At 55.8% G+C, this 22,166-nt stretch carries 22 protein-coding genes and 2 pseudogenes; 16 read left to right on the top strand and 8 right to left on the bottom strand.

The genetic code is table 11. From position 1 onward, the window contains the following. The first annotated feature begins 41 nt into the window (after window positions 1-41). The 3 genes from HX830_RS15785 to cysN all read left to right on the top strand — a co-directional run bounded on the left by HX830_RS15785 (window position 42) and on the right by cysN (window position 3,766). Window positions 42-800: a Nif3-like dinuclear metal center hexameric protein gene (locus tag HX830_RS15785; RefSeq protein ID WP_177101127.1), complete on the top strand. Its 759-nt coding sequence runs from the start codon at window positions 42-44 to the stop codon at window positions 798-800. Window positions 801-936: 136 nt separating this feature from the next. Beyond that, a complete protein-coding gene (gene cysD, locus HX830_RS15780) occupies window positions 937-1,854 on the top strand; it encodes a sulfate adenylyltransferase subunit CysD (RefSeq protein WP_100942227.1) in 918 nt (305 codons plus the stop codon). A 13-nt stretch (window positions 1,855-1,867) separates the two neighbouring features. Next, window positions 1,868-3,766 carry a sulfate adenylyltransferase subunit CysN gene (gene cysN / locus HX830_RS15775; protein ID WP_103498058.1) on the top strand — a complete coding sequence of 633 codons (1,899 nt, stop codon included), beginning with the start codon at window positions 1,868-1,870 and terminating at the stop codon, window positions 3,764-3,766. A gap of 82 nt (window positions 3,767-3,848) precedes the next feature. Here the strand turns inward: cysN and HX830_RS15770 are convergent, their stop codons facing one another. The 3 genes and pseudogenes from HX830_RS15770 to HX830_RS15760 form a co-directional block, all read right to left on the bottom strand. Continuing rightward, window positions 3,849-4,754 (bottom strand): acyltransferase, encoded by a 906-nt coding sequence (locus HX830_RS15770; RefSeq protein WP_177101119.1) that lies wholly within the window; start codon window positions 4,752-4,754, stop codon window positions 3,849-3,851. Next, the gene (gene pta / locus HX830_RS15765) at window positions 4,755-6,854 is read right to left on the bottom strand and encodes a phosphate acetyltransferase (protein ID WP_103498240.1); all 2,100 of its coding nucleotides are present in this window, start codon (window positions 6,852-6,854) and stop codon (window positions 4,755-4,757) included. 57 nt (window positions 6,855-6,911) lie between these two features. Continuing rightward, window positions 6,912-7,223: pseudogene (locus tag HX830_RS15760) on the bottom strand (DUF3565 domain-containing protein); the annotation flags it as partial. Between HX830_RS15760 and HX830_RS15755 the strand changes: the two are divergent. From HX830_RS15755 to HX830_RS15745, 3 genes are all read left to right on the top strand, one after another. Further along, on the top strand, window positions 7,220-7,705 hold the full coding sequence (locus HX830_RS15755) for an FKBP-type peptidyl-prolyl cis-trans isomerase (RefSeq protein ID WP_103498239.1): 486 nt from the start codon (window positions 7,220-7,222) through the stop codon (window positions 7,703-7,705). The pseudogene HX830_RS15760 and the gene HX830_RS15755 sit on opposite strands and share 4 nt — an antisense overlap. Before the next feature lie 137 nt (window positions 7,706-7,842). Then, the gene (locus HX830_RS15750) at window positions 7,843-8,325 is read left to right on the top strand and encodes a glutathione peroxidase (RefSeq protein ID WP_177101115.1); all 483 of its coding nucleotides are present in this window, start codon (window positions 7,843-7,845) and stop codon (window positions 8,323-8,325) included. A gap of 166 nt (window positions 8,326-8,491) precedes the next feature. Beyond that, window positions 8,492-9,595: an NADH:flavin oxidoreductase gene (locus HX830_RS15745; RefSeq protein ID WP_152740044.1), complete on the top strand. Its 1,104-nt coding sequence runs from the start codon at window positions 8,492-8,494 to the stop codon at window positions 9,593-9,595. 6 nt (window positions 9,596-9,601) lie between these two features. On the opposite strand, the gene HX830_RS15740 is transcribed toward HX830_RS15745, so the two are convergent. Together HX830_RS15740 and HX830_RS15735 are read right to left on the bottom strand one after the other, a co-directional pair. Next, on the bottom strand, window positions 9,602-10,825 hold the full coding sequence (locus tag HX830_RS15740) for a glycosyltransferase family 4 protein (RefSeq protein WP_103498236.1): 1,224 nt from the start codon (window positions 10,823-10,825) through the stop codon (window positions 9,602-9,604). A gap of 80 nt (window positions 10,826-10,905) precedes the next feature. Then, window positions 10,906-11,133: pseudogene (locus HX830_RS15735) on the bottom strand (EI24 domain-containing protein); the annotation flags it as partial. A gap of 181 nt (window positions 11,134-11,314) precedes the next feature. On the opposite strand from HX830_RS15735, the gene HX830_RS15730 reads away from it, so the two are divergent. The 6 genes from HX830_RS15730 to HX830_RS15710 all read left to right on the top strand — a co-directional run bounded on the left by HX830_RS15730 (window position 11,315) and on the right by HX830_RS15710 (window position 16,887). Then, complete coding sequence (locus tag HX830_RS15730) at window positions 11,315-11,734, top strand: very short patch repair endonuclease (RefSeq protein ID WP_177101113.1); 420 nt, start codon at window positions 11,315-11,317, stop codon at window positions 11,732-11,734. Then, window positions 11,731-12,942, top strand: a complete 1,212-nt coding sequence (locus HX830_RS15725; RefSeq protein WP_177101111.1) for a DNA cytosine methyltransferase — start codon at window positions 11,731-11,733, stop codon at window positions 12,940-12,942. The genes HX830_RS15730 and HX830_RS15725 overlap by 4 nt, the downstream gene beginning before the upstream one ends. Beyond that, the gene (locus HX830_RS15720) at window positions 12,939-13,589 is read left to right on the top strand and encodes an Eco29kI family restriction endonuclease (RefSeq protein ID WP_177101109.1); all 651 of its coding nucleotides are present in this window, start codon (window positions 12,939-12,941) and stop codon (window positions 13,587-13,589) included. Before HX830_RS15725 ends, HX830_RS15720 begins: the two co-directional genes overlap by 4 nt. A gap of 190 nt (window positions 13,590-13,779) precedes the next feature. Then, a complete protein-coding gene (kwaA, locus tag HX830_RS32505) occupies window positions 13,780-14,364 on the top strand; it encodes an anti-phage protein KwaA (protein WP_371317525.1) in 585 nt (194 codons plus the stop codon). Beyond that, a complete protein-coding gene (gene kwaB, locus HX830_RS15715) occupies window positions 14,364-15,347 on the top strand; it encodes an anti-phage protein KwaB (RefSeq protein ID WP_177101107.1) in 984 nt (327 codons plus the stop codon). The genes kwaA and kwaB overlap by 1 nt, the downstream gene beginning before the upstream one ends. 805 nt (window positions 15,348-16,152) lie before the next feature. Continuing rightward, window positions 16,153-16,887, top strand: coding sequence for an HNH endonuclease (locus tag HX830_RS15710; protein ID WP_177101105.1), 735 nt, complete (start codon window positions 16,153-16,155; stop codon window positions 16,885-16,887). A 419-nt stretch (window positions 16,888-17,306) separates the two neighbouring features. Here the strand turns inward: HX830_RS15710 and HX830_RS15705 are convergent, their stop codons facing one another. Continuing rightward, on the bottom strand, window positions 17,307-17,876 hold the full coding sequence (locus HX830_RS15705; RefSeq protein ID WP_177101103.1) for a recombinase family protein: 570 nt from the start codon (window positions 17,874-17,876) through the stop codon (window positions 17,307-17,309). A 489-nt stretch (window positions 17,877-18,365) separates the two neighbouring features. Here HX830_RS15705 and HX830_RS15700 point away from each other — a divergent pair, with 489 nt between their 5' ends. Together HX830_RS15700 and HX830_RS15695 are read left to right on the top strand one after the other, a co-directional pair. Further along, window positions 18,366-19,700, top strand: coding sequence for an S-type pyocin domain-containing protein (locus HX830_RS15700; protein ID WP_177101101.1), 1,335 nt, complete (start codon window positions 18,366-18,368; stop codon window positions 19,698-19,700). Window positions 19,701-19,707: 7 nt separating this feature from the next. Next, entirely contained in the window at window positions 19,708-19,986 is a 279-nt protein-coding gene (locus tag HX830_RS15695) for a bacteriocin immunity protein (RefSeq protein WP_177101099.1), read from the top strand. Between the two features lie 49 nt (window positions 19,987-20,035). Here the strand turns inward: HX830_RS15695 and HX830_RS15690 are convergent, their stop codons facing one another. Then, window positions 20,036-20,242, bottom strand: a complete 207-nt coding sequence (locus HX830_RS15690) for a hypothetical protein (protein ID WP_177101097.1) — start codon at window positions 20,240-20,242, stop codon at window positions 20,036-20,038. Window positions 20,243-20,354: 112 nt separating this feature from the next. Continuing rightward, window positions 20,355-20,606, bottom strand: coding sequence for a helix-turn-helix domain-containing protein (locus HX830_RS15685; protein WP_177101095.1), 252 nt, complete (start codon window positions 20,604-20,606; stop codon window positions 20,355-20,357). Between the two features lie 191 nt (window positions 20,607-20,797). On the opposite strand from HX830_RS15685, the gene HX830_RS15680 reads away from it, so the two are divergent. Further along, window positions 20,798-21,322 carry a hypothetical protein gene (locus tag HX830_RS15680; RefSeq protein WP_177101093.1) on the top strand — a complete coding sequence of 175 codons (525 nt, stop codon included), beginning with the start codon at window positions 20,798-20,800 and terminating at the stop codon, window positions 21,320-21,322. 24 nt (window positions 21,323-21,346) lie between these two features. Next, window positions 21,347-21,628 carry a hypothetical protein gene (locus tag HX830_RS15675; protein ID WP_177101091.1) on the top strand — a complete coding sequence of 94 codons (282 nt, stop codon included), beginning with the start codon at window positions 21,347-21,349 and terminating at the stop codon, window positions 21,626-21,628. The last annotated feature ends 538 nt before the right edge of the window (window positions 21,629-22,166 follow it).

Below are 22,166 nucleotides of genomic sequence, written 5' to 3'. Positions count from 1 at the left end.
GAGGCCGCGGGCGCCTCTGAATGGGATATTCAGGAGTTTTTATGGCGGTTTCATTGAATACGCTGGTCGAGGAAGCGGATCGCTTTCTGAACAGCGCGCGGATTGCCGACTATTGCCCCAATGGCTTGCAGGTCGAGGGCCGGCCACAGGTGATGCGCATCGTCAGCGGCGTCACCGCCAGCCAGGCGCTGCTGGATGCGGCCGTCGAAGCCCAGGCCGACCTGATTCTGGTGCACCACGGTTATTTCTGGAAGGGCGAGGACCCTTGTGTCACCGGGATGAAGCAGCGCCGGTTGAAGACCCTGCTCAAGCACGACATCAGCCTGCTGGCCTATCACCTGCCGTTGGACCTGCATCCGGAGGTCGGTAACAACGTGCAGCTTGCAAAGCAGCTGGATATTACCGTGGAAGGCCCGCTGGACCCGGACAACCCGAAGATTGTCGGACTGGTGGGCTCCCTGACCGAGCCGATGACCGCCCGTGACTTCGCGCGCAAGGTCCAGGAAGTGCTGGGGCGCGAGCCGTTGCTGATCGAGGGCGACGACATGATCCGCCGGGTCGGCTGGTGCACCGGCGGCGGCCAGGGCTATATCGACCAGGCGGTGTTGGCCGGTGTCGACCTGTACCTGAGTGGCGAGGCCTCCGAGCAGACTTTCCATAGCGCGCGGGAGAATGGCATCAGCTTTATCGCCGCCGGTCATCACGCTACCGAGCGTTATGGCGTGCAGGCGCTGGGCGAGTACCTGGCGCGGCGTTTCGCGGTGGAGCATCTGTTTATCGATTGTCCGAACCCGATCTGAGCGGTCAAACGCCCCGGTATATTCTTATACCGTTTCGATCTAGTCGGCCCCCTCAATAGAATAGGGTGCTGTGCTAGCATGCCTCGCTCGAACACGGCCCGCTGGCCGTCCATAAGAACGCTTTTCGTGAGTAGCCATGGTCGACAAACTGACGCATCTGAAACAGCTGGAGGCGGAAAGCATCCATATCATCCGCGAGGTGGCCGCCGAGTTCGATAATCCGGTGATGCTGTACTCCATCGGTAAAGACTCCGCCGTGATGCTGCACCTGGCGCGCAAGGCGTTTTTCCCGGGCAAGCTGCCGTTTCCGGTGATGCATGTCGACACCCGCTGGAAATTCCAGGAGATGTACAGCTTCCGCGACAAGATGGTTGCCGAGCTGGGCCTGGACCTGATCACCCATGTGAACCCGGACGGCGTGGCGCAGGGCATCAACCCCTTCACCCACGGCAGCGCCAAGCACACCGACATCATGAAGACCGAGGGCCTCAAGCAGGCCCTGGACAAGTACGGTTTCGATGCGGCTTTCGGCGGCGCCCGGCGTGACGAAGAGAAGTCGCGGGCCAAGGAACGCGTCTACTCCTTCCGCGACAGCAAGCACCGCTGGGACCCGAAGAACCAGCGTCCGGAGTTGTGGAACGTCTACAACGGCAAGGTCAACAAAGGCGAGTCGATCCGCGTCTTCCCATTGTCGAACTGGACCGAGCTGGACATCTGGCAGTACATCTACCTCGAAGGCATCCCGATCGTGCCGCTGTATTTCGCCGCCGAGCGCGACGTCATCGAGAAGAACGGCACCCTGATCATGATCGACGACGAGCGGATCCTCGAGCACCTGTCCGACGAGGACAAGGCGCGCATCGTCAAGAAGAAGGTGCGTTTCCGTACCCTTGGCTGCTACCCGTTGACGGGCGCGGTGGAGTCCGAGGCTGAAACCCTCACGGACATCATTCAGGAAATGCTCCTGACGCGTACTTCCGAGCGCCAGGGCCGGGTCATCGACCACGATGGTGCCGGTTCGATGGAAGACAAGAAACGTCAGGGCTATTTCTAAACAGGGTCTAAGCATGTCGCATCAATCTGATTTGATCAGCGAGGACATCCTCGCCTACCTGGGCCAGCACGAGCGTAAAGAACTGCTGCGTTTCCTGACCTGCGGTAACGTCGACGACGGCAAGAGCACCCTGATCGGGCGCCTGCTGCACGACTCCAAGATGATCTACGAAGACCATCTGGAAGCCATCACCCGCGATTCGAAGAAAGTCGGCACCACCGGTGACGACATCGACCTGGCCTTGCTGGTCGACGGCCTGCAGGCCGAGCGCGAGCAGGGCATCACCATCGATGTCGCCTACCGCTATTTCTCCACCGCCAAGCGCAAATTCATCATCGCCGACACCCCCGGCCATGAGCAGTACACCCGCAACATGGCCACCGGTGCCTCCACCTGTGACCTGGCGATCATCCTGGTGGACGCCCGCTACGGCGTGCAGACCCAGACCCGTCGCCACAGCTTTATCGCCTCGTTGCTGGGGATCAAGCATATCGTCGTCGCCATCAACAAGATGGACCTCAAGGACTTCGACCAGGGCGTGTTCGAGTCGATCAAGGCCGACTACCTGAAGTTCGCCGAGGGCTTGAAGCTGAAGCCGACCAGCATGCACTTCGTGCCGATGTCGGCCTTGAAGGGCGACAACGTGGTGAACAAGAGCGAGCGTTCGCCCTGGTACACCGGCCAGTCGCTGATGGAAATCCTCGAAACCGTGGAAGTGGCGGGCGACCGTAACTTCACCGACCTGCGTTTCCCGGTGCAGTACGTCAACCGGCCGAACCTGAACTTCCGTGGCTTCGCCGGTACCCTGGCGAGCGGCATCGTGAAGAAGGGCGATGACGTGGTGGTGCTGCCTTCGGGCAAGAGCAGCCGGGTGAAGTCCATCGTCACCTTCGAAGGCGAGCTGGAAAGCGCCGGTCCCGGCCAGGCCGTGACCCTGACCATGGAAGACGAGATCGACATCTCCCGTGGCGACCTGCTGGTGCATGCCGACAATGTGCCGCCGGTGACCGACAGCTTCGAGGCCATGCTGGTCTGGATGGCTGAAGAACCGATGCTGCCGGGCAAGAAATACGACATCAAGCGCGCTACCAGCTACGTTCCGGGTTCGATTGCCAGCATCGTCAACAAGGTCGATGTGAACACTCTGGAAGAAGGCCCGGCCAGCGCCTTGCAGTTGAACGAGATCGGCAAGGTCAAGATCGCCCTGGACGCGCCGATTGCCCTGGACGGTTACGACAGCAACCGCACTACCGGTTCGTTCATCATTATTGACCGCTTGACCAATGGCACCGTGGGCGCCGGCATGATCGTCGCCCAGCCGCTGGCCCATGGCAGCGCCACCCATCACGGCAAGCTGGCCCATGTGGCCACCGAGGAACGTGCCCAGCGTTTCGGCCAGCAACCGGCGACGGTGCTGTTCACCGGTTTGTCGGGCGCGGGCAAGAGCACCCTGGCTTACGCCGTGGAGCGCAAGCTGTTCGACCTGGGTCGTGCGGTATTTGTGCTGGACGGCCAGAACCTGCGTCATGACCTGAACAAGGGCTTGCCGCAGGACCGTGCCGGGCGTACCGAGAACTGGCGGCGTGCCGCGCATGTGGCGCGTCAGTTCAACGAGGCGGGTTTGCTGACATTGGCCGCGTTCGTCGCACCGGATGCCGAGGGCCGTGAACAGGCCAAGGCGCTGATCGGTAGCGAACGTGTGTTGACGGTCTATGTCCAGGCTTCGCCGCAGGCGTGCCAGGAACGTGATCCCCAGGGCCTGTACGCGGCCGGTGGCGATAACATTCCGGGCGAGTCGTTCCCCTACGATGTGCCGCTGGATGCCGATCTGGTGGTGGATACGCAAGCACTGTCGTTGGAAGACAGCGTGAAGCAAGTCCTGGAGCTGTTGCGCCAGCGCGGCGCGATCTAAGGATCAGCAGCTGTTAAAAAGCCCGCAGTCGAGTGATCGGCTGCGGGCTTTTTTGTGTCTTGGAGATCGTCTTCGCGGCGCCTCAAGACTTGGCGGGATACTCGCGATGCATCTGCGCCAACAACGCGTCCTTCTCTTCCCACAACTGGTTGATCCAGCCCTGGAACGCCAGGCGGTATTCTCCGTCCTGGTCGTAGTTCCTGCCGACAAACTGCCGCGGAACCTTCAGTTCTTCAAAGTGCACCACCACATCCCGCACGTTGCCACACAGCAGATCCCAATACCCCGGCTTGCCGCCCGGATAGTGGATGGTCACGTTGACGATGGACTCCAGTTGCTCGCCCATGGCATCCAGCACAAAGGCGATACCGCCGGCCTTGGGTTTCAACAGATAACGGAACGGTGACTGCTGCTGCGCATGCTTGCCCTTGGTAAAGCGCGTGCCTTCAGCAAAATTGAAGATACCCACAGGGTTGTCGCGAAACTTCGCGCAGGTCTTGCGGGTGGTTTCCAGGTCCTTGCCTTTCTTTTCCGGGTGCTTCTCCAGGTACGCCTTGGAGTAGCGCTTCATAAACGGAAAACCCAGAGCCCACCAGGCCAGGCCGATCACCGGGACCCAGATCAGCTCCTGCTTGAGAAAGAACTTCAGTGGCTGGATCTTCCGGTTGAGCACGTACTGCAAGACCATGATGTCGACCCAGCTCTGGTGGTTGCTGGTGACCAGGTAGGAATGCTGGTAGTCCAGGCCCTCCAGGCCGCTGAGGTGCCAGCGGGTGCGGCGGACCAGTTGCATCCAGGCCTTGTTGTTGCTGACCCAGGCCTCATGGGTATGGTTCATCAGCCAGTGGGTGACACGCTGGGTCAGGGCAAAGGGCAGCACCTTGAGCAGCGCCACGCAGAACAGGAATGAACACAGCAGCAAGGTATTCAACGTCAACAGCAGCGAGGCGATCACGCCCCGCAGCGGGGCCGGGAGAAAGTCTAGCATTCAGATATCCACAGGTCGGTTGGCGGCTTGGATCGCGGTGAGGGCGATGGTGTAGACGATGTCGTCCACCTGGGCGCCGCGCGGCAGGTCGTTGACCGGCTTGCGCAGGCCTTGCAGCATCGGCCCCAGGCTGACGCAGTCGGCGCTGCGCTGCACCGCCTTGTGGGTGGTGTTGCCGGTGTTCAGGTCGGGGAACACGAACACCGTGGCGCGTCCCGCCACCTGGCTGTTGGGCGCCAGTTGCCGGGCCACGGCTTCGTTGGCGGCGGCGTCGTACTGCAACGGACCGTCGATCAGCAACGTGCTCTGGGACTCATGGGCCAGCAGGGTGGCTTCGCGGACTTTCTCCACTTCCTCGCCACTGGCCGATTCGCCGCTGGAGTAGCTGATCATCGCCACCCGTGGCGTGATCCCGAAGGCCTGGGCCGAGTCGGCGCTTTGCAGGGCGATTTCCGCCAGCTCCGCCGCTGACGGATGGGGGTTCATCACGCAGTCGCCATAGACCAGCACCTGGTCCGGGAACAGCATGAAGAACACCGATGACACCAGGGTGCAACCCGGCGCGGTCTTGATCAGTTGCAGGGCCGGGCGAATGGTGTTGGCGGTGGAGTGGATCACCCCGGAAACCAGTCCGTCGACCTCGTCCAGCGCCAGCATCATGGTGCCGATCACCACGGTGTCTTCCAGTTGCTGCTCGGCCATCGGCGTGTTCAGGCTCTTGCTCTTGCGCAGGGCCACCATGGGCTCGGCGTAGCGCCCGCGAATCAGGTCCGGGTCGAGAATCTCCAGCCCCGGCGGCAGTTCGAAACCATGGGCCCGGGCCACCGCCTCGACTTCCGCCGGCTTGGCCAGCAACACGCAGCGGGCGATGCCCCGGGCCTGGCAGATGGCCGCCGCCTGCACGGTCAACGGTTCGCTGCCTTCGGGCAGGACGATGCGTTTGTTGGCTTCCTGGGCACGCTGGATCAACTGGTAGCGAAACACCGCCGGGGTCAGGCGCATTTCCCGTGGGGTGCCGCAGCGCTGGTGCAGCCAGTGGGCGTCGAGGTGCCCGGCGACGAAATCGGTGATGATCTCCGCGCGCTCGCGGTCATCGATGGGGATTTCCTTGTTCAGGCCATTGAGCTGGTTGGCGGTGTCGTAGGAGCCGGTGCTCACCGACAATACCGGCAGGCCCGCGGCCATCGCGCCACGACAGAGTTCCATGATGCGCGGATCGGGCAGGGTGTCGCTGGTCAGCAACAGGCCGGCCAGGGGCACGCCGTTCATCGAGGCAATGCTCACTGCGAGGATGATGTCGTCGCGGTCGCCCGGGGTCACCACCAGCACGCCGGGCTTGAGCAGGTCGATGGTATTGCGCACCGTACGGGCGCAGATGATGATCTTGTTCATGCGCCGCTGCTCGTAGTCACCGGCGTTGAGCACCTGGGCGCCGAGCAGTTCGGCGACATCGCGGGTGCGCGGCGCATTCAGGTCCGGCTGGAACGGAATGCAGCCCAGCAGGCGGAAATCGCCACTGCGCAGCAACGGCGAATGCTCCTTCAGACGGGCGGAGAAGTCGGCCATGCTCTCGTCGGTGCGGACCTTGTTGAGGATCACCCCGAGCACTTTCGGGTCCTTGGGACCACCGAACAGTTGCGCCTGCAATTCGACCCGCCCGGAGAGTTCGCTGAGCACTTCGTTTTCCGCCGCCGAGACCAGGATCACCTCGGCATCCAGGCTCTTGGCCAGGTGCTGGTTGACCCGGGCCGCATAGCTGGCGCTACGGGTCGGAACCATGCCTTCGACCACCAGCACGTCCTTGCCGACGGCGGCCTGTTGGTAGAGGGTGATGATTTCTTCCAGCAGCTCATCGAGCTGGCCGTCGCCGAGCATCCGCTCGACATGGGCCAGACCCAGGGGCTGGGGCGGTTTCAGGCCATGGGTGCGGGCCACCAGTTCGGTGGAGCGCTCCGGGCCCAGGTCGCCGGGATGGGGCTGGGCGATGGGTTTGAAAAAGCCGACTTTCAACCCGGCGCGTTCCAGCGTACGGACCAGCCCGAGGCTGATCGAGGTCAGACCCACACCAAAATCGGTGGGCGCGATAAAAAAAGTTTGCATGCGTATTCTCTTGAGGAAGCGCAAGTGCGACGGCCTATGTCTGGTCGTCTGCGAAGTTCAGTCGCCAAGGTTATCGTTAACCGAGCCTCGAGCGCACCAACCACATTCAAAGCCCTGAGCGATTTTTTCCGCGCGCCGCACGGGATCGAGTACCCAGGCGCGCGACTGCCAGGGCGGTTGATGGCGCAGGTGCTGGGTATGGCCGCAGGACAGCTCGGCCACCCAGTGCCCGTCCTCGTCCTGATGAAAGCCGATAATGGTTACAGGCATGGTCTTGGCCCGTCTGTCCGGGTTCAGTTCGCTTTCGGACGAATCCTTGTTTAGACTTGTCCGCTCTTTATTCCTATGCAAAAGGTCTCGCTCATATGACGATCGCTGCCAACAAGGCTGTCTCCATCGACTATACCCTTACCAACGATGCTGGTGAGGTCATCGACAGCTCTGCCGGCGGCGCCCCGCTGGTGTACCTGCACGGTGCCGGCAATATTATCCCAGGTCTGGAAAAGGCCCTGGAAGGCAAGAACGTCGGCGACGAGCTGAAGGTGTCCGTCGAGCCGGAAGATGCCTACGGTGAATACTCCGCTGAACTGGTCAGCACCCTGAGCCGCAGCATGTTCGAAGGTGTCGACGAGCTGGAAGTCGGCATGCAGTTCCACGCTTCCGCTCCGGACGGCCAGATGCAGATCGTCACCATTCGCGACCTGGACGGCGACGATGTCACCGTTGACGGCAACCACCCTCTGGCTGGCCAGCGCCTGACTTTCCAGGTCAAGATCATCGAAATCCGTGATGCCAGCCAGGAAGAAGTCGCCCATGGTCACGTCCATGGCGAAGGCGGCCATCACCACTGATTTCTGCTGCTAAGCTCTGGTAGTTGGAAGGCGCCCACGGGCGCCTTTTTTAGTCAGCCGCGGTTTTTAACTGGAAACCGGTCAGGCTGTCAGGCAACAATGTTCGCGTATAAGTCCGGGAAAAACGGGAGTTCGTCATGAGTGCTTTTCACGATCTGACACTAAAAGCGCTGGATGGTCAGGAACTGCCGCTGGCGCCTTTCAAAGGGCATGTAGTGCTGGTGGTCAACGTGGCTTCCAAGTGCGGCTTGACACCCCAATATGCCGCCCTTGAGCACCTCTATCAGCAATACAAGGCCCAGGGTTTCAGTGTTTTGGGCCTGCCGTGCAACCAGTTTGCCGGGCAGGAGCCGGGCTCCGAGGAGGAGATCCAGGCGTTCTGCGACCTGAACTATGGCGTGAGCTTTCCGTTGAGCAGCAAGCTGGAGGTCAACGGTCATGACCGTCACCAGCTGTACCGTCTGCTGGCGGGCGAGGGTGCGGAGTTTCCTGGGGATATCACCTGGAATTTCGAGAAGTTCCTGATGGGCAAGGATGGCCGAGTATTGGCGCGTTTCTCGCCGCGCACCGCTCCGGATGATCCGGCGGTGATCCATGCGATCGAAAAGGCCCTGGCCTGATTCATTGCCCGTGTTCCGTTCGGGCCGTATCCGCAGGAGCATGTCGACCGGCTGCTCCTGCAACGACTTCTAAAGCTTAATCACTCAGATCAATAGTGCTGGGCGGCGCGTTCATGGCGGAATATTATCCTGATCATAAATTCCCCTTGCGCCGTGGAGTGCTCCCATGCCCGTTAAAGCCCTGTTCCGACCTTTCCATCTTGGCGCGCTGGAGTTGCCGACCCGTGTGGTCATGGCGCCGATGACCCGTTCGTTTTCCCCGGGTGGCGTGCCCAACTCGAAAGTCATCGAGTACTACCGCAAGCGCGCGGCGGCCGGTGTCGGCCTGATCGTCACCGAAGGCACCACGGTCGGTCACCAGGCGTCCAACGGTTACCCGAACGTGCCGCATTTCTACGGCGAAGCGGCCCTGGCCGGCTGGAAAAAAGTCGTCGATGCGGTGCACGCCGAAGGAGGCAAGATCGTTCCGCAGCTCTGGCATGTGGGTAATGTACGGCGCCTGGGCACTGAACCGGATGCCAGCGTGCCGGGCTATGGCCCGAGCGAGAAGCTCAAGGACGGTCAGGTCGTGGTGCACGGCATGACGAAACAGGACATCGACGAGGTGATCGCGGCCTTCGCCCAGGCGGCTCGTGATGCCCAAAGCATCGGCATGGACGGTGTCGAGATCCATGGTGCCCACGGTTACCTGATCGACCAGTTCTTCTGGGAAGGCACCAATCTGCGCACCGACGAATACGGTGGCAGCCTGGCCAACCGTTCGCGTTTTGCCATCGAGCTGATCCAGGCCGTGCGCGCGGCGGTGGGGCCTGGCTTCCCGATCATCTTCCGCTTTTCCCAATGGAAGCAGCAGGACTACAGCGCCCGCCTGGTGCAGACGCCGGAGGCCCTGGGCGAGTTCCTCAAGCCGTTGTCTGACGCCGGGGTGGATATTTTCCACTGTTCCACGCGGCGTTTCTGGGAGCCGGAGTTCGACGGTTCCGAGCTGAACCTGGCGGGCTGGACTCGCAAGCTGACCGGCAAGCCGACCATCACCGTGGGCAGCGTCGGCCTGGACGGCGAGTTCCTGCAGTTCATGGTCAACACCGACAAGGTCGCCCAGCCGGCAAGCCTGGAGAAGCTGCTGGAGCGCCTGGGCAACGATGAGTTCGACCTGGTTGCCGTGGGCCGCGCGCTGCTGGTGGACCCGGATTGGGCGGTGAAAGTGCGCGACGGCCGCGAGCAGGACATCCTGCCGTTCAGCCGAGAGGCGTTGATGAGCCTGGCGTAAGCCCGGTTACAGGTTGCGCGGTGTTTTCAGGATGCCATTGGTCACAACGGCATCCACCGGCAGGGCCGGAGCGCGTCGCTCCACGAGCGGCGCGTCACAGGCCCCACGCAACTGCTTCTCGAACTGCTCGACTATCGCTCCCCAACCTTGCCGGCTGGCATGCTGGCGGGCATTGAGGCGGACATTGCGCAAGGTCTCCCGACCTTCCAGCAACCAGCAGGCGGCATCGCAAAATGCGTCCTCGTCGCCGGGCATGGCCAGCACGCCGTTGTAACCATGGCGGATATGCTGGGCCGCCGCGGCCTCATCGTAAGCCACCACCCCCAACCCGGATGCCAGCGCCTCGAGCACCACATTGCCGAAGGTTTCGGTCAGGCTCGGGAACAGGAACATATCCGCCGACGCATAGTGACAGGCCAGGGCCTCGCCCCGCTGTGTGCCGCAGAACAACGCCTCGGGCATTTCCTTTTCCAGCACGCCACGTTGCGGACCATCGCCGACCACCATCAGCTTCATCCGCCGCTGTGGATAAGTTTCCCGCAGACGCTCGTAGGTGCGTTTGAGCAAGCCGAGGTTCTTCTCGGTCGCCAGTCGCCCGACATACAGCAAGGCGATATCGTCGTCCGCCAGCCCCCAGCTGTCGCGCAGGGCGCTCAAGCGCTTGGCCGGATGGAACAACTGGCTGTCGACGCCGCGGGAGAGCAGTTCCAGGCGCTCGAAATGCCGCCGCTCCAGCTCCATGCGTTGGCTGACGCTGGGCACCAGGGTCAGCTTGGAGCGATTGTGGAACCAGCGCAGATAGTGGGTCAGTACCCGCGTCAGCAAGCCCATGCCGTATTGATGGGAATACTGCTGGAAGTTGGTGTGGAAACCGCTGACCACCGAAATCCCCAAACGCCTGGCCGCACGCAGGGCCGACAAGCCGAGCGGACCTTCGGTGGCGATATACAGCACATCCGGGCGCTGGTTCTTCCAGCGTCGCAGCAACTTGTGCATCGACGACTGCCCCCATTGCAGGCCGGGGTAACCGGGCAGCGGCCAGCCACGGCAGAGCAGCAGTTCGGTATCGCTGGGGCGGGACTGGTCGCAGCTCTGGCGCGGGCGCACCAGCTCGATCTGGTGTCCGCGGGCGCGCAGTCCGTCGCACAAGCGGCCAAGGGTATTGGCCACCCCATTGATTTCCGGTGGGAAGGTTTCGGTGATCAGGGTGATATGCAGAGCTGTCGTCATGTTTACAGTGTCGCCCCGGGCGGTTGCGACACTGTGGCTGTTTGATGATGGATTTGTGACGAGGCCGCGTTGCGGGCGCCTCAGCGCTTCTCGCCGGCCACGGCCTCTTCACCGCGCTCACGAACCCAGAACAAGGTCGCCCCGGCCACCGCCGCCGGCATCATCAGCAGGTTGACCACCGGCACCAGCAGCACCAGGTAGACGATCCCGCCAAAACTCATGCACTGCCAGCGTTTCTGCCGCAGCCAGGCGAGCATGCCGTTCCAGCTCAGCTTGTGGTTGTCCGCCGGGTAGTCGATGTACTGCGAAATGGGCACGCATCGTCCGAAAGCCACGTCGTTCACAGCCCTTTCCCAAGGGAGTGAGTGGGAAATGTATCAGTGATATGGAGGTCTTGAAAAGCTGTCGTCATAGGGCTTTGATAGACCCTGCTGGATCACTGTTCGGAGCTTTTGGTAATGAATGAATTGCGTGTGACTGGTAAGATTCGTGGATACTCTGACCCCCTCTGATCGAAGCCTTCGCATGGCTAAGGTGAGGTCAAAGGGCACCAAGCCGGAAATGGCGGTACGTCGGTTACTTTTTTCGATGGGGTATCGCTATCGACTTCACGACCGTAGCCTTCCAGGCAGCCCGGACATCATCTTCAAGAGCAAGAAGAAAGTCATTTTCGTTCATGGATGCTTTTGGCATCGACACGAGGGCTGTCGGCTTGCAAGATTGCCCAAATCGCGGCCGGACTTCTGGATTCCAAAATTGGAAGGCAACAGAGAACGCGATGCACGCACGCTGCTTCAGCTAAAGTCACAGGGGTGGGACGCTTTTGTGATTTGGGAATGTGAGCTTAAAGATTTGAATTTATTAGAGAAAAGGCTGAATGGCTTTCTTGAACGGGGGAACACGCAATGAAATCCGTTGAGCTATTCGCGGGGGCTGGTGGCCTTGCCATGGGGTGTGAAATAGCGGGGTTTTCACATCTGGCGGTCGTCGAGTGGGATAAATGGGCGTGTGATACCGTTCGCGAAAACAAGAAGCGTGGTTACCCTCTGGTGCAGCACTGGAATCTGCACGAAGGTGATGTGCGTGGTTTCGACTGGAGCAGCATTCCGGAAGGTATTGAGCTGCTCGCTGGTGGTCCACCATGCCAACCATTCTCCATCGGTGGCAAGCATGGGGCGTACGATGATCGTCGTGATATGTTTCCCGCGACCGTTGAAATTATCCGGACGTTGAAACCAAAAGCGTTCATCGTGGAGAACGTCAAGGGGCTGACGCGGGCTGCATTTGCAAATTACTACCAGTACATTTTGCTTCAGCTTGAGTTCCCAGAGCTGCCACGTCGAAAAGACGAAGGGTGGCATGATCATTTGATGCGCCTGCAAGCAGAGCGAACGTCCGGTAAGCGCAAAGGCAAAGGGCATACCTACAACGTGGTTCCAACCCTCGTGAACGCCGCAGATTATGGTGTGCCACAGAAGCGGGAACGGGTCTTCATTGTTGGTTTTAGGGACGACCTCGGCGTTGAATGGTCCTTTCCAGAGGAAACCCATAGCTACGATGCCTTGCTGCACTCGCAATGGGTTACCGGCGAGTACTGGGCTCGGCATGGTCTCAAAATGCCAGAAGTCCCAGCCAAGCTTTGGTCACGTGTTTGTAAGCTGAGAAGCGGTCTTCTTCCCATGGATAAATTGCCATGGAGAACGGTGCGTGACGCTATTGCTGATCTTCCTGATCCAGAGACCAAGGCCGCGTTGAAAGTACCTAACCATACGTTCCAAGGCGGCGCTCGTTCATACCCTGGTCACACCGGTAGCCCATTGGATTTACCAGCCAAAACCCTGAAAGCCGGGGATCATGGTGTCCCAGGCGGGGAGAACATGCTGGTCAAGGAAAATGGCGACGTTCGTTATTTCACGATTCGCGAAAGCGCTCGCATTCAAACCTTCCCCGATGGTTTCCGATTCCATGGAAGTTGGTCCGAAACGATGCGGCAGCTTGGTAACGCGGTGCCCGTCCTACTCGCGCAGCAGGTGGCTTCGAGTGTCGCGGAAAAATTGGCAATCGCTGAGATCATCCGCATTCAGAAAACCGTCAAGAAGGTGGTAAACGTCGCATGACGGGCAATGTCATTCCATTCAATCCGCTGGACAAGAAAAATCTAGGTGCAAGCGTTGCCGAAGCGTTGCTGTCGAAGGAAGTTCATCCGCTCGACGCGATACCGGCTTTCGATGGGGCAGGGGTGTATGCGATTTACTACACCGGTGACTTTCCTGCATATGCGCGCTTAGCGTCGTTGAATCAAAGTGGACAGTTCATGTTGCCGATTTATGTAGGCAAAGCTGTTCCTGCTGGTGCTCGAATGGGGGGCGATTTAGGTTCCTCTCCGGGAAAGGTTCTTCAAAAGCGGTTAAAGGAACACGCTGACAGCATTCGGTCTGCCGAGAACCTGAATATCGAAGATTTCCACTGCCGTTTTTTGGTCGTGGACGACATTTGGATTCCGTTGGGGGAGTCGCTGATTATTGCTCGATTTACCCCTGTCTGGAATTCTCTGATTGATGGTTTCGGTAACCACAATCCAGGTAAGGGGCGGCATGCTGGCATGCGCCCTCGCTGGGACGTATTGCATCCAGGCCGATCATGGGCATTGAGTTTGGCCGAAAGGCCCGAGAAGGCGAAGGACATCGCTGAAGACGCGGCAACCTACCTTCGCGAGCGAACCCCAAGCCTTTCTACTCAATTCATCAAAGCGGAAGGTGAATAGCAGCTTCTACATGCAGCTAATGCCTCCGCCCTCGCTCAATTGCTAAGTCACCTATTTTAAGATCAGTACAATCTGCCATGTATTCATGGCGGATTGCCTTGTGGTGGCCTATAGACATCTACCGCGTAATGGAATACGGTGAAGAAAACGGCTTATCATAAGCTAGCTTGAGCGAAGGGATCATGACTCAATGCGGATAAATGAAAGTAGTGAGAAATTTGAGTTATACATACTTTCGCTATGGTTTTTATTTCTGCTGATTATAATTGTCACAATTGATATTCCGTTTTGTTATGGTGACGATTGTAAGTTCATAGGCTTTTTATCTCTACTTGAACGAAATGTGGTTTCTGTTATTGCGTTCGCGTTTTTACTTTTTGGTACAGTGTACTACTTTCGGTTCGACTACCGTATCGCTGGAAGTAAAAGCATTGCGGCAAGAGTGGTTAAGATCGAAGATGTGAATTATGAACATCTTACGTTTCTAACAACCTATATTATTCCATTAATTTGTTTTAATTTGACAAACGTAAGGTACTTGCTCGCCCTGGGTGTTTTGTTGTTTGTCATTGGCGTTATATACGTCAAAACTGATAAGTTTTACGCCAATCCGACTTTGGCGGTCCTCGGTTTTAGGGTGTATAAAATAAGTTTGCAGACGCGCGTGCGGTTGTTGGAAGGCATAGTAGTTATTTCAAAAGAGCGCTTGGCCGAAGGGGACCAAATAAGTCGCTTAGGCCTGGATGATAAAGTCTACTTCGTAAGGAAAGCGTAATGACTATAGATGAGTTGAAAGCGCAGATATCGGCGGTTATCGCCGATAAATGTGGGGCTGAAATCTATTTTCTTTTAGATTCCGACAATGGCATGCAGATAAAAAAAGCGGATATTGATGAGGTTCCGCAGGCTGAATTAACTAATATGTTTGTTGAGGCGATAACGAACAGAATTCTTCTGAATGATGACCTTTCCCTAATCGAGCTTTCGAGCGCCGATGATCGTAGGGAAACGGTTTATCACTATGACCTACCTGATGTCCCTGATGAGCTACAACACCTGAGAAGCATCATTGCGGCTGATAACTTTGACGAGTTTTCTTTCGCCGAAGATAGGCTTAATAATCTTGAGGGGATATTGATTTTGCTCGGTAATGTAGAGCATCAGATGGCGTTGTATAAATATCAATATCCTGTTGCGTTGCTGCGTAAAGATACAGGCTTCAACTTGATGCGTGCTAGGGGTAGCAATAGATTCAAAAAGCTCGATGAAGATGTATTGAAGATCAATGCGAAGTTTGAATTTTTTAAAATAGGTGGTCAATATTATATTCTTGATTTGAAAGCGTTGGAAAGGTTTTTTGGGTTTCATGATGCCATCAAAAATATAGCTACTCAAGGTATTGAAAATATCAGGAAGGCAGACTTGGTTGAAAACGTACAGGTGTTTTCTGATAGGTTGGATGATATTTCGTTTTCGAGAAAGCTGGTAAGGGCTGCAAGCTCTTCGCCTGTTCTAAATTTGATACCGAATGCAGACGTTATTAGTTTTGCGAGTACGCACCCAGCATTGCGTGGGAGATTCAAGTTTACAGCTGATGGCGAACGATTCAGTTTGCGTACGAAAAAATCTCAGGGTTTATTTTTAAAGCTATTGAATGATGACTTTCTTCAATCTGAGCTTACAAAGCGATATTATGATAGTTTGGCAAAAGACGCGATTGAAGCGGGCGTGGCAGATGCCGTTGCCGAGGCGATATGACTTTCCAATATTTTGACCCTGCTGGTTAGTAGGGTCAATTCACAGTGCGCTTTTTTTAGTTCTTGCTAGTTAGGATAAGGGCCGATCAACGTTCCCCCCGTCGGCGACGTTCCTTTCGCTATGAACCTGTAGATTATGGCAACGCCATCGACAGGCTAACTATTTGTTCTAATGCCACTTTACAGTGGCGATGCCGATATGTAATCTGAGATAACTTCCTCAATCATCCGATTATCCGTATCTGTAATCATAAGAAATCCCCCATAGATCAAGTTTGCGGATTTTTTGTTTCTGCATTGTACGGAGGTATGGTACTAAAATTTTCACCCTCAAAACTCTTGGGGCAAAAAATATGATCGACGTTTTTTTGATTTGACCACACCCCAAAAGTGGGCCCCATTTAGCCCCTTTAGCCCTTTCTGAGGACACGTAGTCAGTCCCCCCTGTCATCCCTTCGGGTAGCCCTGTCCAAGCTGATTCATCAGTATGAAGCGATACGGACATACCTATACACGTCTGGGCCCGTCATGATCTGTCCTTGATTAGATTTTTGATGGGCATTTGCACAGGTTTACCCACCCGTTTGCATTTGACCTGATCAGCCAATTTCATCGGATTTGATCAGTTCGTTTCGTGGCCATGACCGGCAGAGAACGACCCGAACAGGCCGATGGAAAAGCTCAAGAACTGGGTGTGATTCAAAAGTACGCACCCGGCGAACGGTTTTATCCTACCCAAACACATAGACGCTTCGCTAGCAAACCGATAGCCTCATTGCCTTTACCAGCATCGAAAAGGGATTGGTATGGCCAAGCTCATCAAACTAACGGATACATCCTGGCAACAACCATTCCGCGACCGTAAAAAGGAACACATTCTTTGGGGCTCTCACATCGAGGTTCGTGAAAACTGCAATTTCGCAGACGGCACACGCCGCCTCCTACAAATTTCGTTCGAGCCACGATTCGAGCTGGATATTGTCGATCACTTTCAGATCACCAGCGGGCGCGAGATCAAGTTCCCAAAGGCGCTCGTGGATATGATCAGCCCCATCGTGCTGGAAAATCCCGAGTCCAGCTTCATAGTTACCGTGCTCGATGCCGTTGAACAGGAAGATGGCGAAGTCGGCAGTACAAAAGACTTGGCCAACCTGATTACCGCTCGCGCAACGACAATCATGGCACGCGTCGGTCAGCAGAAGTTTAGGAAGCAATTGATGGGGTTTTGGGATGATGCTTGCGCACTCACCGGAGTGAAGGAACCTAAACTGCTGGTCGCATCGCACATTGTCCCTTGGAGCCAGTCAGAAGCAGATGCCAAGCTCGATCCATTTAACGGTCTGCTACTGGCTCCACATTATGATCGGCTGTTTGACCAAGGCCTGATCTCATTCAAAGACGATGGCTCAATTCTGCTGTCCAGCATAGCCCAAAAGCTGCCTCCAGAGTTTGGCCTGTCGGAATCCATGAAGCTACGCAAGCTCAATCCGAAGCATTTACCCTATCTTGCTGCCCATAGAGAAACGTTCGGCTTCGCGTAGCTCTACACCACCCAATATCAAAGCTGCTGGGAGTGCTGTACGCAACGACATGGACTGAACCGCACCTGATTTAATAGACGTTCATGACAGGCTGCAACTGGCCGTTCTCTGTCGGTCATTTCTTCGGCGTGCATTGGTCACCAGTATGCAAACGGTTACCAATACCAATGTGGTCGACTGGGTGATCAGCGGCACGCAATTACGCACGATAGAAATTTGGGGCGTCTGGATTTCCTTCTTTCCATAAAACGGAACCAGGTACATGTACCCACTAGTAGATACCGGTGATTGTATGGAACCACCGTAAATCTGTACCCCCGGTGTAGGGGGGGGCGGCTAGACGGCATTCCAGTGGCATTTCACAGTCGTGATACCAATCCCTAATTCTGATACAACCTGAGTCTGTATTGTTGCGCACATCAAACCTTGTTCCAATGACGCTTGACCGTAGCAATTCCGATTTCCAATTCGGACGCTACTTGTACCTGTGTCATGTCCATGGCCTTGAGACGCTGTACAGACGCGGTGGTGTCGTTTGCTGCTGGACGACCTAACTTCTTACCTTCTGCTTTGGCGCGTCTCAAACCGGCCTGTGTGCGTTCAATCAGCAGGTCCCTTTCAAATTCGGCGACAGCCCCCAGGACCTGCATGGTCATCTTGCCCGCTGCTGATGTCAGGTCTACACCACCTAGGGCGAGACAATGAACACGAATGCCGGTAGCTGCCAAATGTTCGACAGTCTGACGTACATCCATGGCGTTTCGGCCAAGACGGTCCAGCTTGGTCACGATCAGTACGTCTCCACCCTCCATGCGTTCCAACAGCTTCTGGAAGCCTGATCGTTCCTTGGCGGCAATGCTACCTGAGATGGTTTCCTCAACTACCCGGCTGGCCTGTACATCAAAGCCCGCTGTCTTCACTTCTTGCACTTGATTCTCAGTGAACTGGGTTGATGTGCTGACACGGCAGTACAGGAAGGTGCGGGACATGTCGGTGATTCCTTGGGATCGTTTAACGTGGTATCAGCTTATCATGGTATCACCAATTCAATGATACTATTTTCATGATCCTGTATACCGCCTGTCTGGATGGTATCGTTTAACGGTCGTTTAATGATGCTCTACTTGCATAGACGCGGGGACACTTTCGTTTTTGCATTGTGCGTAGGTGTTGTACTGAAATTCCGCAGCCCGGAAACAAGCTATGCGACAGGCCGTCAATTAAGGACATCCAAGCGATAGAAGCTGAACCACCACCCACCACCCACCACCCACCACGCAGCCGTAGCCGTAGCCAGTAGCCACCATTCACCCCACCCTACCCAACCGGTTATCCTTCGCCCCCAGCAATGACAAGGAACACTAGGAACTATCAGCAAGGCTTTTGGGATTTGTCCTACAGCCAACGCTTGAGCCTCCCGGTAAGGTCGATGCTGCCCAGCCGGAGGCTGGAATTCCTCAAGGACGAAAGGAAACTGAATGTCTGGCTATGTACCAAAACCAGCCCGCCCCAACGAGACTCAAAACTACAGCGGTGTCGAGCCTGTAGATATCCACGCTCAGCGTTGGGCTGAATACAAAGACCTCCCATCGAAGGAAGGTGCCAAGTCCAACATAGTGGGTTGTGTGTTTTCAAAGAGCTGTGAGCTTCCTGACGGCGAGATCAATCACAAAAACCCGGCTGGGTTTGTCCCCGTTGAGAAGATAGGCAACTACGGCGAGCTTGCAATTCTTGGCGGTCGTGGAACGGATGCACAGGGAAACATCCCTCTCCAGAAAATCAGTGGTGAAGCGTTACCAGATGCACTAGGGACGCTGCTATTAGGTGGAACGGCTGCGGCTACTGCCGGGGCGTCTTGTGGCGGTCTCTGCACTGCCGGAACTGCTGTTGCCACTGGGACGACTGCAACGGGGGCGAGCGGCGGTGCTGGCGTAGTCACTGCCGGCGTTGCTGCTGGTGCGTTGGCTGGATTTGTTGCATTGCTGTGGCCATCGAGCTTGGGTGACAGCAGCCTGTACACAGACGACCAACTCAAGTCGCTCAAGGAAGGCCGTACACGTGTTCGGTTGCATGTCGAGCAACAAGCCGACGGCACTTTGAAAGGATACGGGTACAACACCCAGAAGCGCCGCGATTGGGAAATGATTCCAATCGTGCAGTTCAAGGCCCAAGGTTCCCAGCAGGTGGCCGACTTCGGAGATGGCGTAACCCTGATCTGGACACCAGCGGTTGACCCGTCCAGCATCACAGGGATTCCTCCACTAGAAGGCGCACCACAGGCTCCCCATATTTGGATTTATCCGCCGACCGAACAGGCGGATAACATCATCGTCAACCCGATCTACCCGTCTGAGTACAAGGACTTCATTCTTGTGTTCCCGGCTGATTCCGGGTTGAAGCCGCTGTACATTGTGATGAGTGTTCGAAAGACACCAGGCACCGCCAGCGGCCAGGGCGAAGATGTGACGGGCATCTGGCTTATCGGGGCGAGTTCGGGAGTGGGAGTCCCGATCCCAACAGAAGTGGCGGATACACTAAGGGGGCGTGATTTCAACAGCTTCGATAAGTTCAGGTCGGCACTCTGGAAAGCTGTCGCAGGGTCGGCGGTTGCTGATCAGTTCATCCCTCAAAGCATCAGCCGAATGCGTACAGGCAGGGCTCCACGGGTGCGAAAAGTCGATAGGGCTGGAGGTAGACTGTCTTATGAGCTACACCACCTCGACAAAGTGTCAGAGGGTGGTGGCGTGTACGACGTTGATAACCTCCGAGTAAACACTCCAAGAAACCACATTGATCTTCATCGGAACGAATAGGCCAGCCATGACAGACACACTCCTGAAAAACAACATCTCAGAATACACTGAATCCGAGTTCGTTGAACTACTAGAAGAACTCGCCAAGGAAGACGAGGAAGCCGATACAGATGATCGTGCCGACTTGCTTCTGTTGCACTTCGAGAAAATCAGCGAGCATCCAGCCGGATCAGACCTGATCTACTACCCGGAAGACGGTGCAGATAACTCCCCTGAAGGCGTTACACAGATAGTGAAGGAATGGCGCAAGGCTCAGGGCTTGCCCGGCTTCAAGGTGCAGGAATGAATTCGAAAAAAATTATTTTGGATTACACCGAACAAGAGTTCTTTGATAGCTAGCGGCGTAGCAATTCGATTGCGTTGGCGATACCTTCGGCGTTGATATCGAGTGTTTGCAGCGCCGACAAGACATTGGCTTGAACGTTTTGGCTGCCACGTTCGAGGACCCAACGAGAAATCTCTTCTATCGCGGCACCCAGCGCGTTCTGATTGAGTGCAATCAGCTCGAGGGCGTCTGCAATGGTAGCGTCACGGTCTGGCATTGGATGTCGTCCTTGATGTGGGATGAATATCTATTCTCCAAGTAAAGAAGCCCCCACATCACGGTGCTTCATCATCTTGGGCCAGCAAGGACCCGAGCTCACTGGTGGTTTGTCACTTTATCCTTTGAATCCCATCCATGAAATCCTTGATCAGCTCCACAAGGTCGCATCCAAGCACCTCACATAGGTCGTGAATCTGGATGATATCCAATCGGCGGGTGCCTCGCTCCACGTCGCTCATGAAGGACTGCGGACGTCCCAGTGCGTTTGAGCATTCCACCTGTGTCAGACCGGCCTTGATCCGTCGGTCTTTCAGCAAGGTCAGAAACACCTCGTATTCGGGTCGGTAAATGGCCTTGGGCATACGGCTATCCATTGAAAATAGCCCTACACGCTATATCCGCTTTTCAGATATCTGATTTTCAGATAAATTTGGAAGCACATGGCAATCGGCCATGCATAACCCTGAAACGGATCAAAATGAAACGGCACATCGGGATGCTTCTATCGTCATTGAGCCTACAACCGGCCCATCTGACGGGCGTAAGGACAAAGGTGCCCAGCCAATTGGTGTTCTGCGGACTGGCCTTTGTTGCGATCAATGCATGGGCCGATGTCGACAAAGAGAGCTTTGAGAAAACGGTTCATGATGATGTGACCTATCAAAAACAGCTTTTACATCCTAGAAGCAACTCGGCGAATGTAGGCGGCCTTCAGGTTGTTGCAAATGGTTGTGTAGCACGTCGGAAGATCGGAACTCTGAATCCCGTCTTAGAACCTCAATCGTGGGCTGGTTCAAAGTTTCTGATTCTCAACGCTAGTTTCAAGAACATTTCGACTACCAGCAGGTATCCATCGCCGGGGAGTGTAATGATTCATAAGGGTGGGAAAACTTACAGATTTGATAAGTTTGAAATGATTAGTGGGGATGGTTTTGGTGTTGCAGTCGAACCTATCAATCCATTAGTCACCTATAGTACTAAGCTGATCTATCGGATTCCCGCCGATTTGACGGGGAAAATTGTCTGGCACCCGGACGAACGTACGGATGATGTGACAGTTTCATGTGGGTCGATCTAGTTGTTCAATTTGTAGGGGGATATTATGAATAAAATCGAGTTGATGGTTGTTGTAATTCTTACGGGGTTTGCACGGTTTGCGCTTGCAGGAACCAAGGCCCATCAAGAGCCCGGTATCTTGTTCTGGATACTTGCCAGTATTGTCGCACCGGTGGTGATTTATACAGGAAATAAGTGGAGGTTGTGGCTGCTTGGGTTTCGATTCGGCATGGCCAGTAAGTCGACTTTTCTCGGCTCGATCAAATGGACAGTTGCATCATTGATTGTGACCGTTACGTCGATATTGATACTTGGTTTATTTGGCTAGGTTTGAAAGCCGGATAACACAGTAGTACGAAGCCCCGTTTTAGGGGCTTTTTCATATGTGTCGCTTTTGTTGTGCCATCTTGGACTCCTTTGATTTAATAGAACATGAGATAGAATGGTGTGGTTTTCATGTATACAGAAAATACATGAGGTCGGTACTGTACGATTTGATGGGGATATAGTGATATTATGCAGTGAGAAGCACCTAGAACAGGTGTGTCATCTTGGTGATGTACTAGATGTATTACTAGGGTTTGGTTTTCCAACAGAACCAAGGTAGATGTTTAGAAAACCGAAATTATGGAAAACAGTTGTTTAAAAAATATTTCTGCTTCCGACGAGCGTGAGTGTGATCAAACTGCATCTGGGGTTTTTGTACTTCTGGTATTCGTTAGATACATCCGAAAAAGCGCCGCAGGCGACTGGAACGGATGTTCTTCTCGGAGGGGTATACCGTTAAAAGCGTATCAATGAACTGGTAGGATTCTGCGAAGTTGATATGGGTATGCACGAGCTTGCGAGTGCACCCGCAGGGCTGG

Source organism: Pseudomonas gingeri (assembly GCF_013385425.1).
Taxonomy (GTDB): domain Bacteria; phylum Pseudomonadota; class Gammaproteobacteria; order Pseudomonadales; family Pseudomonadaceae; genus Aquipseudomonas; species Aquipseudomonas gingeri_D.
This window is presented reverse-complemented; position numbering and strand designations above follow the sequence as displayed.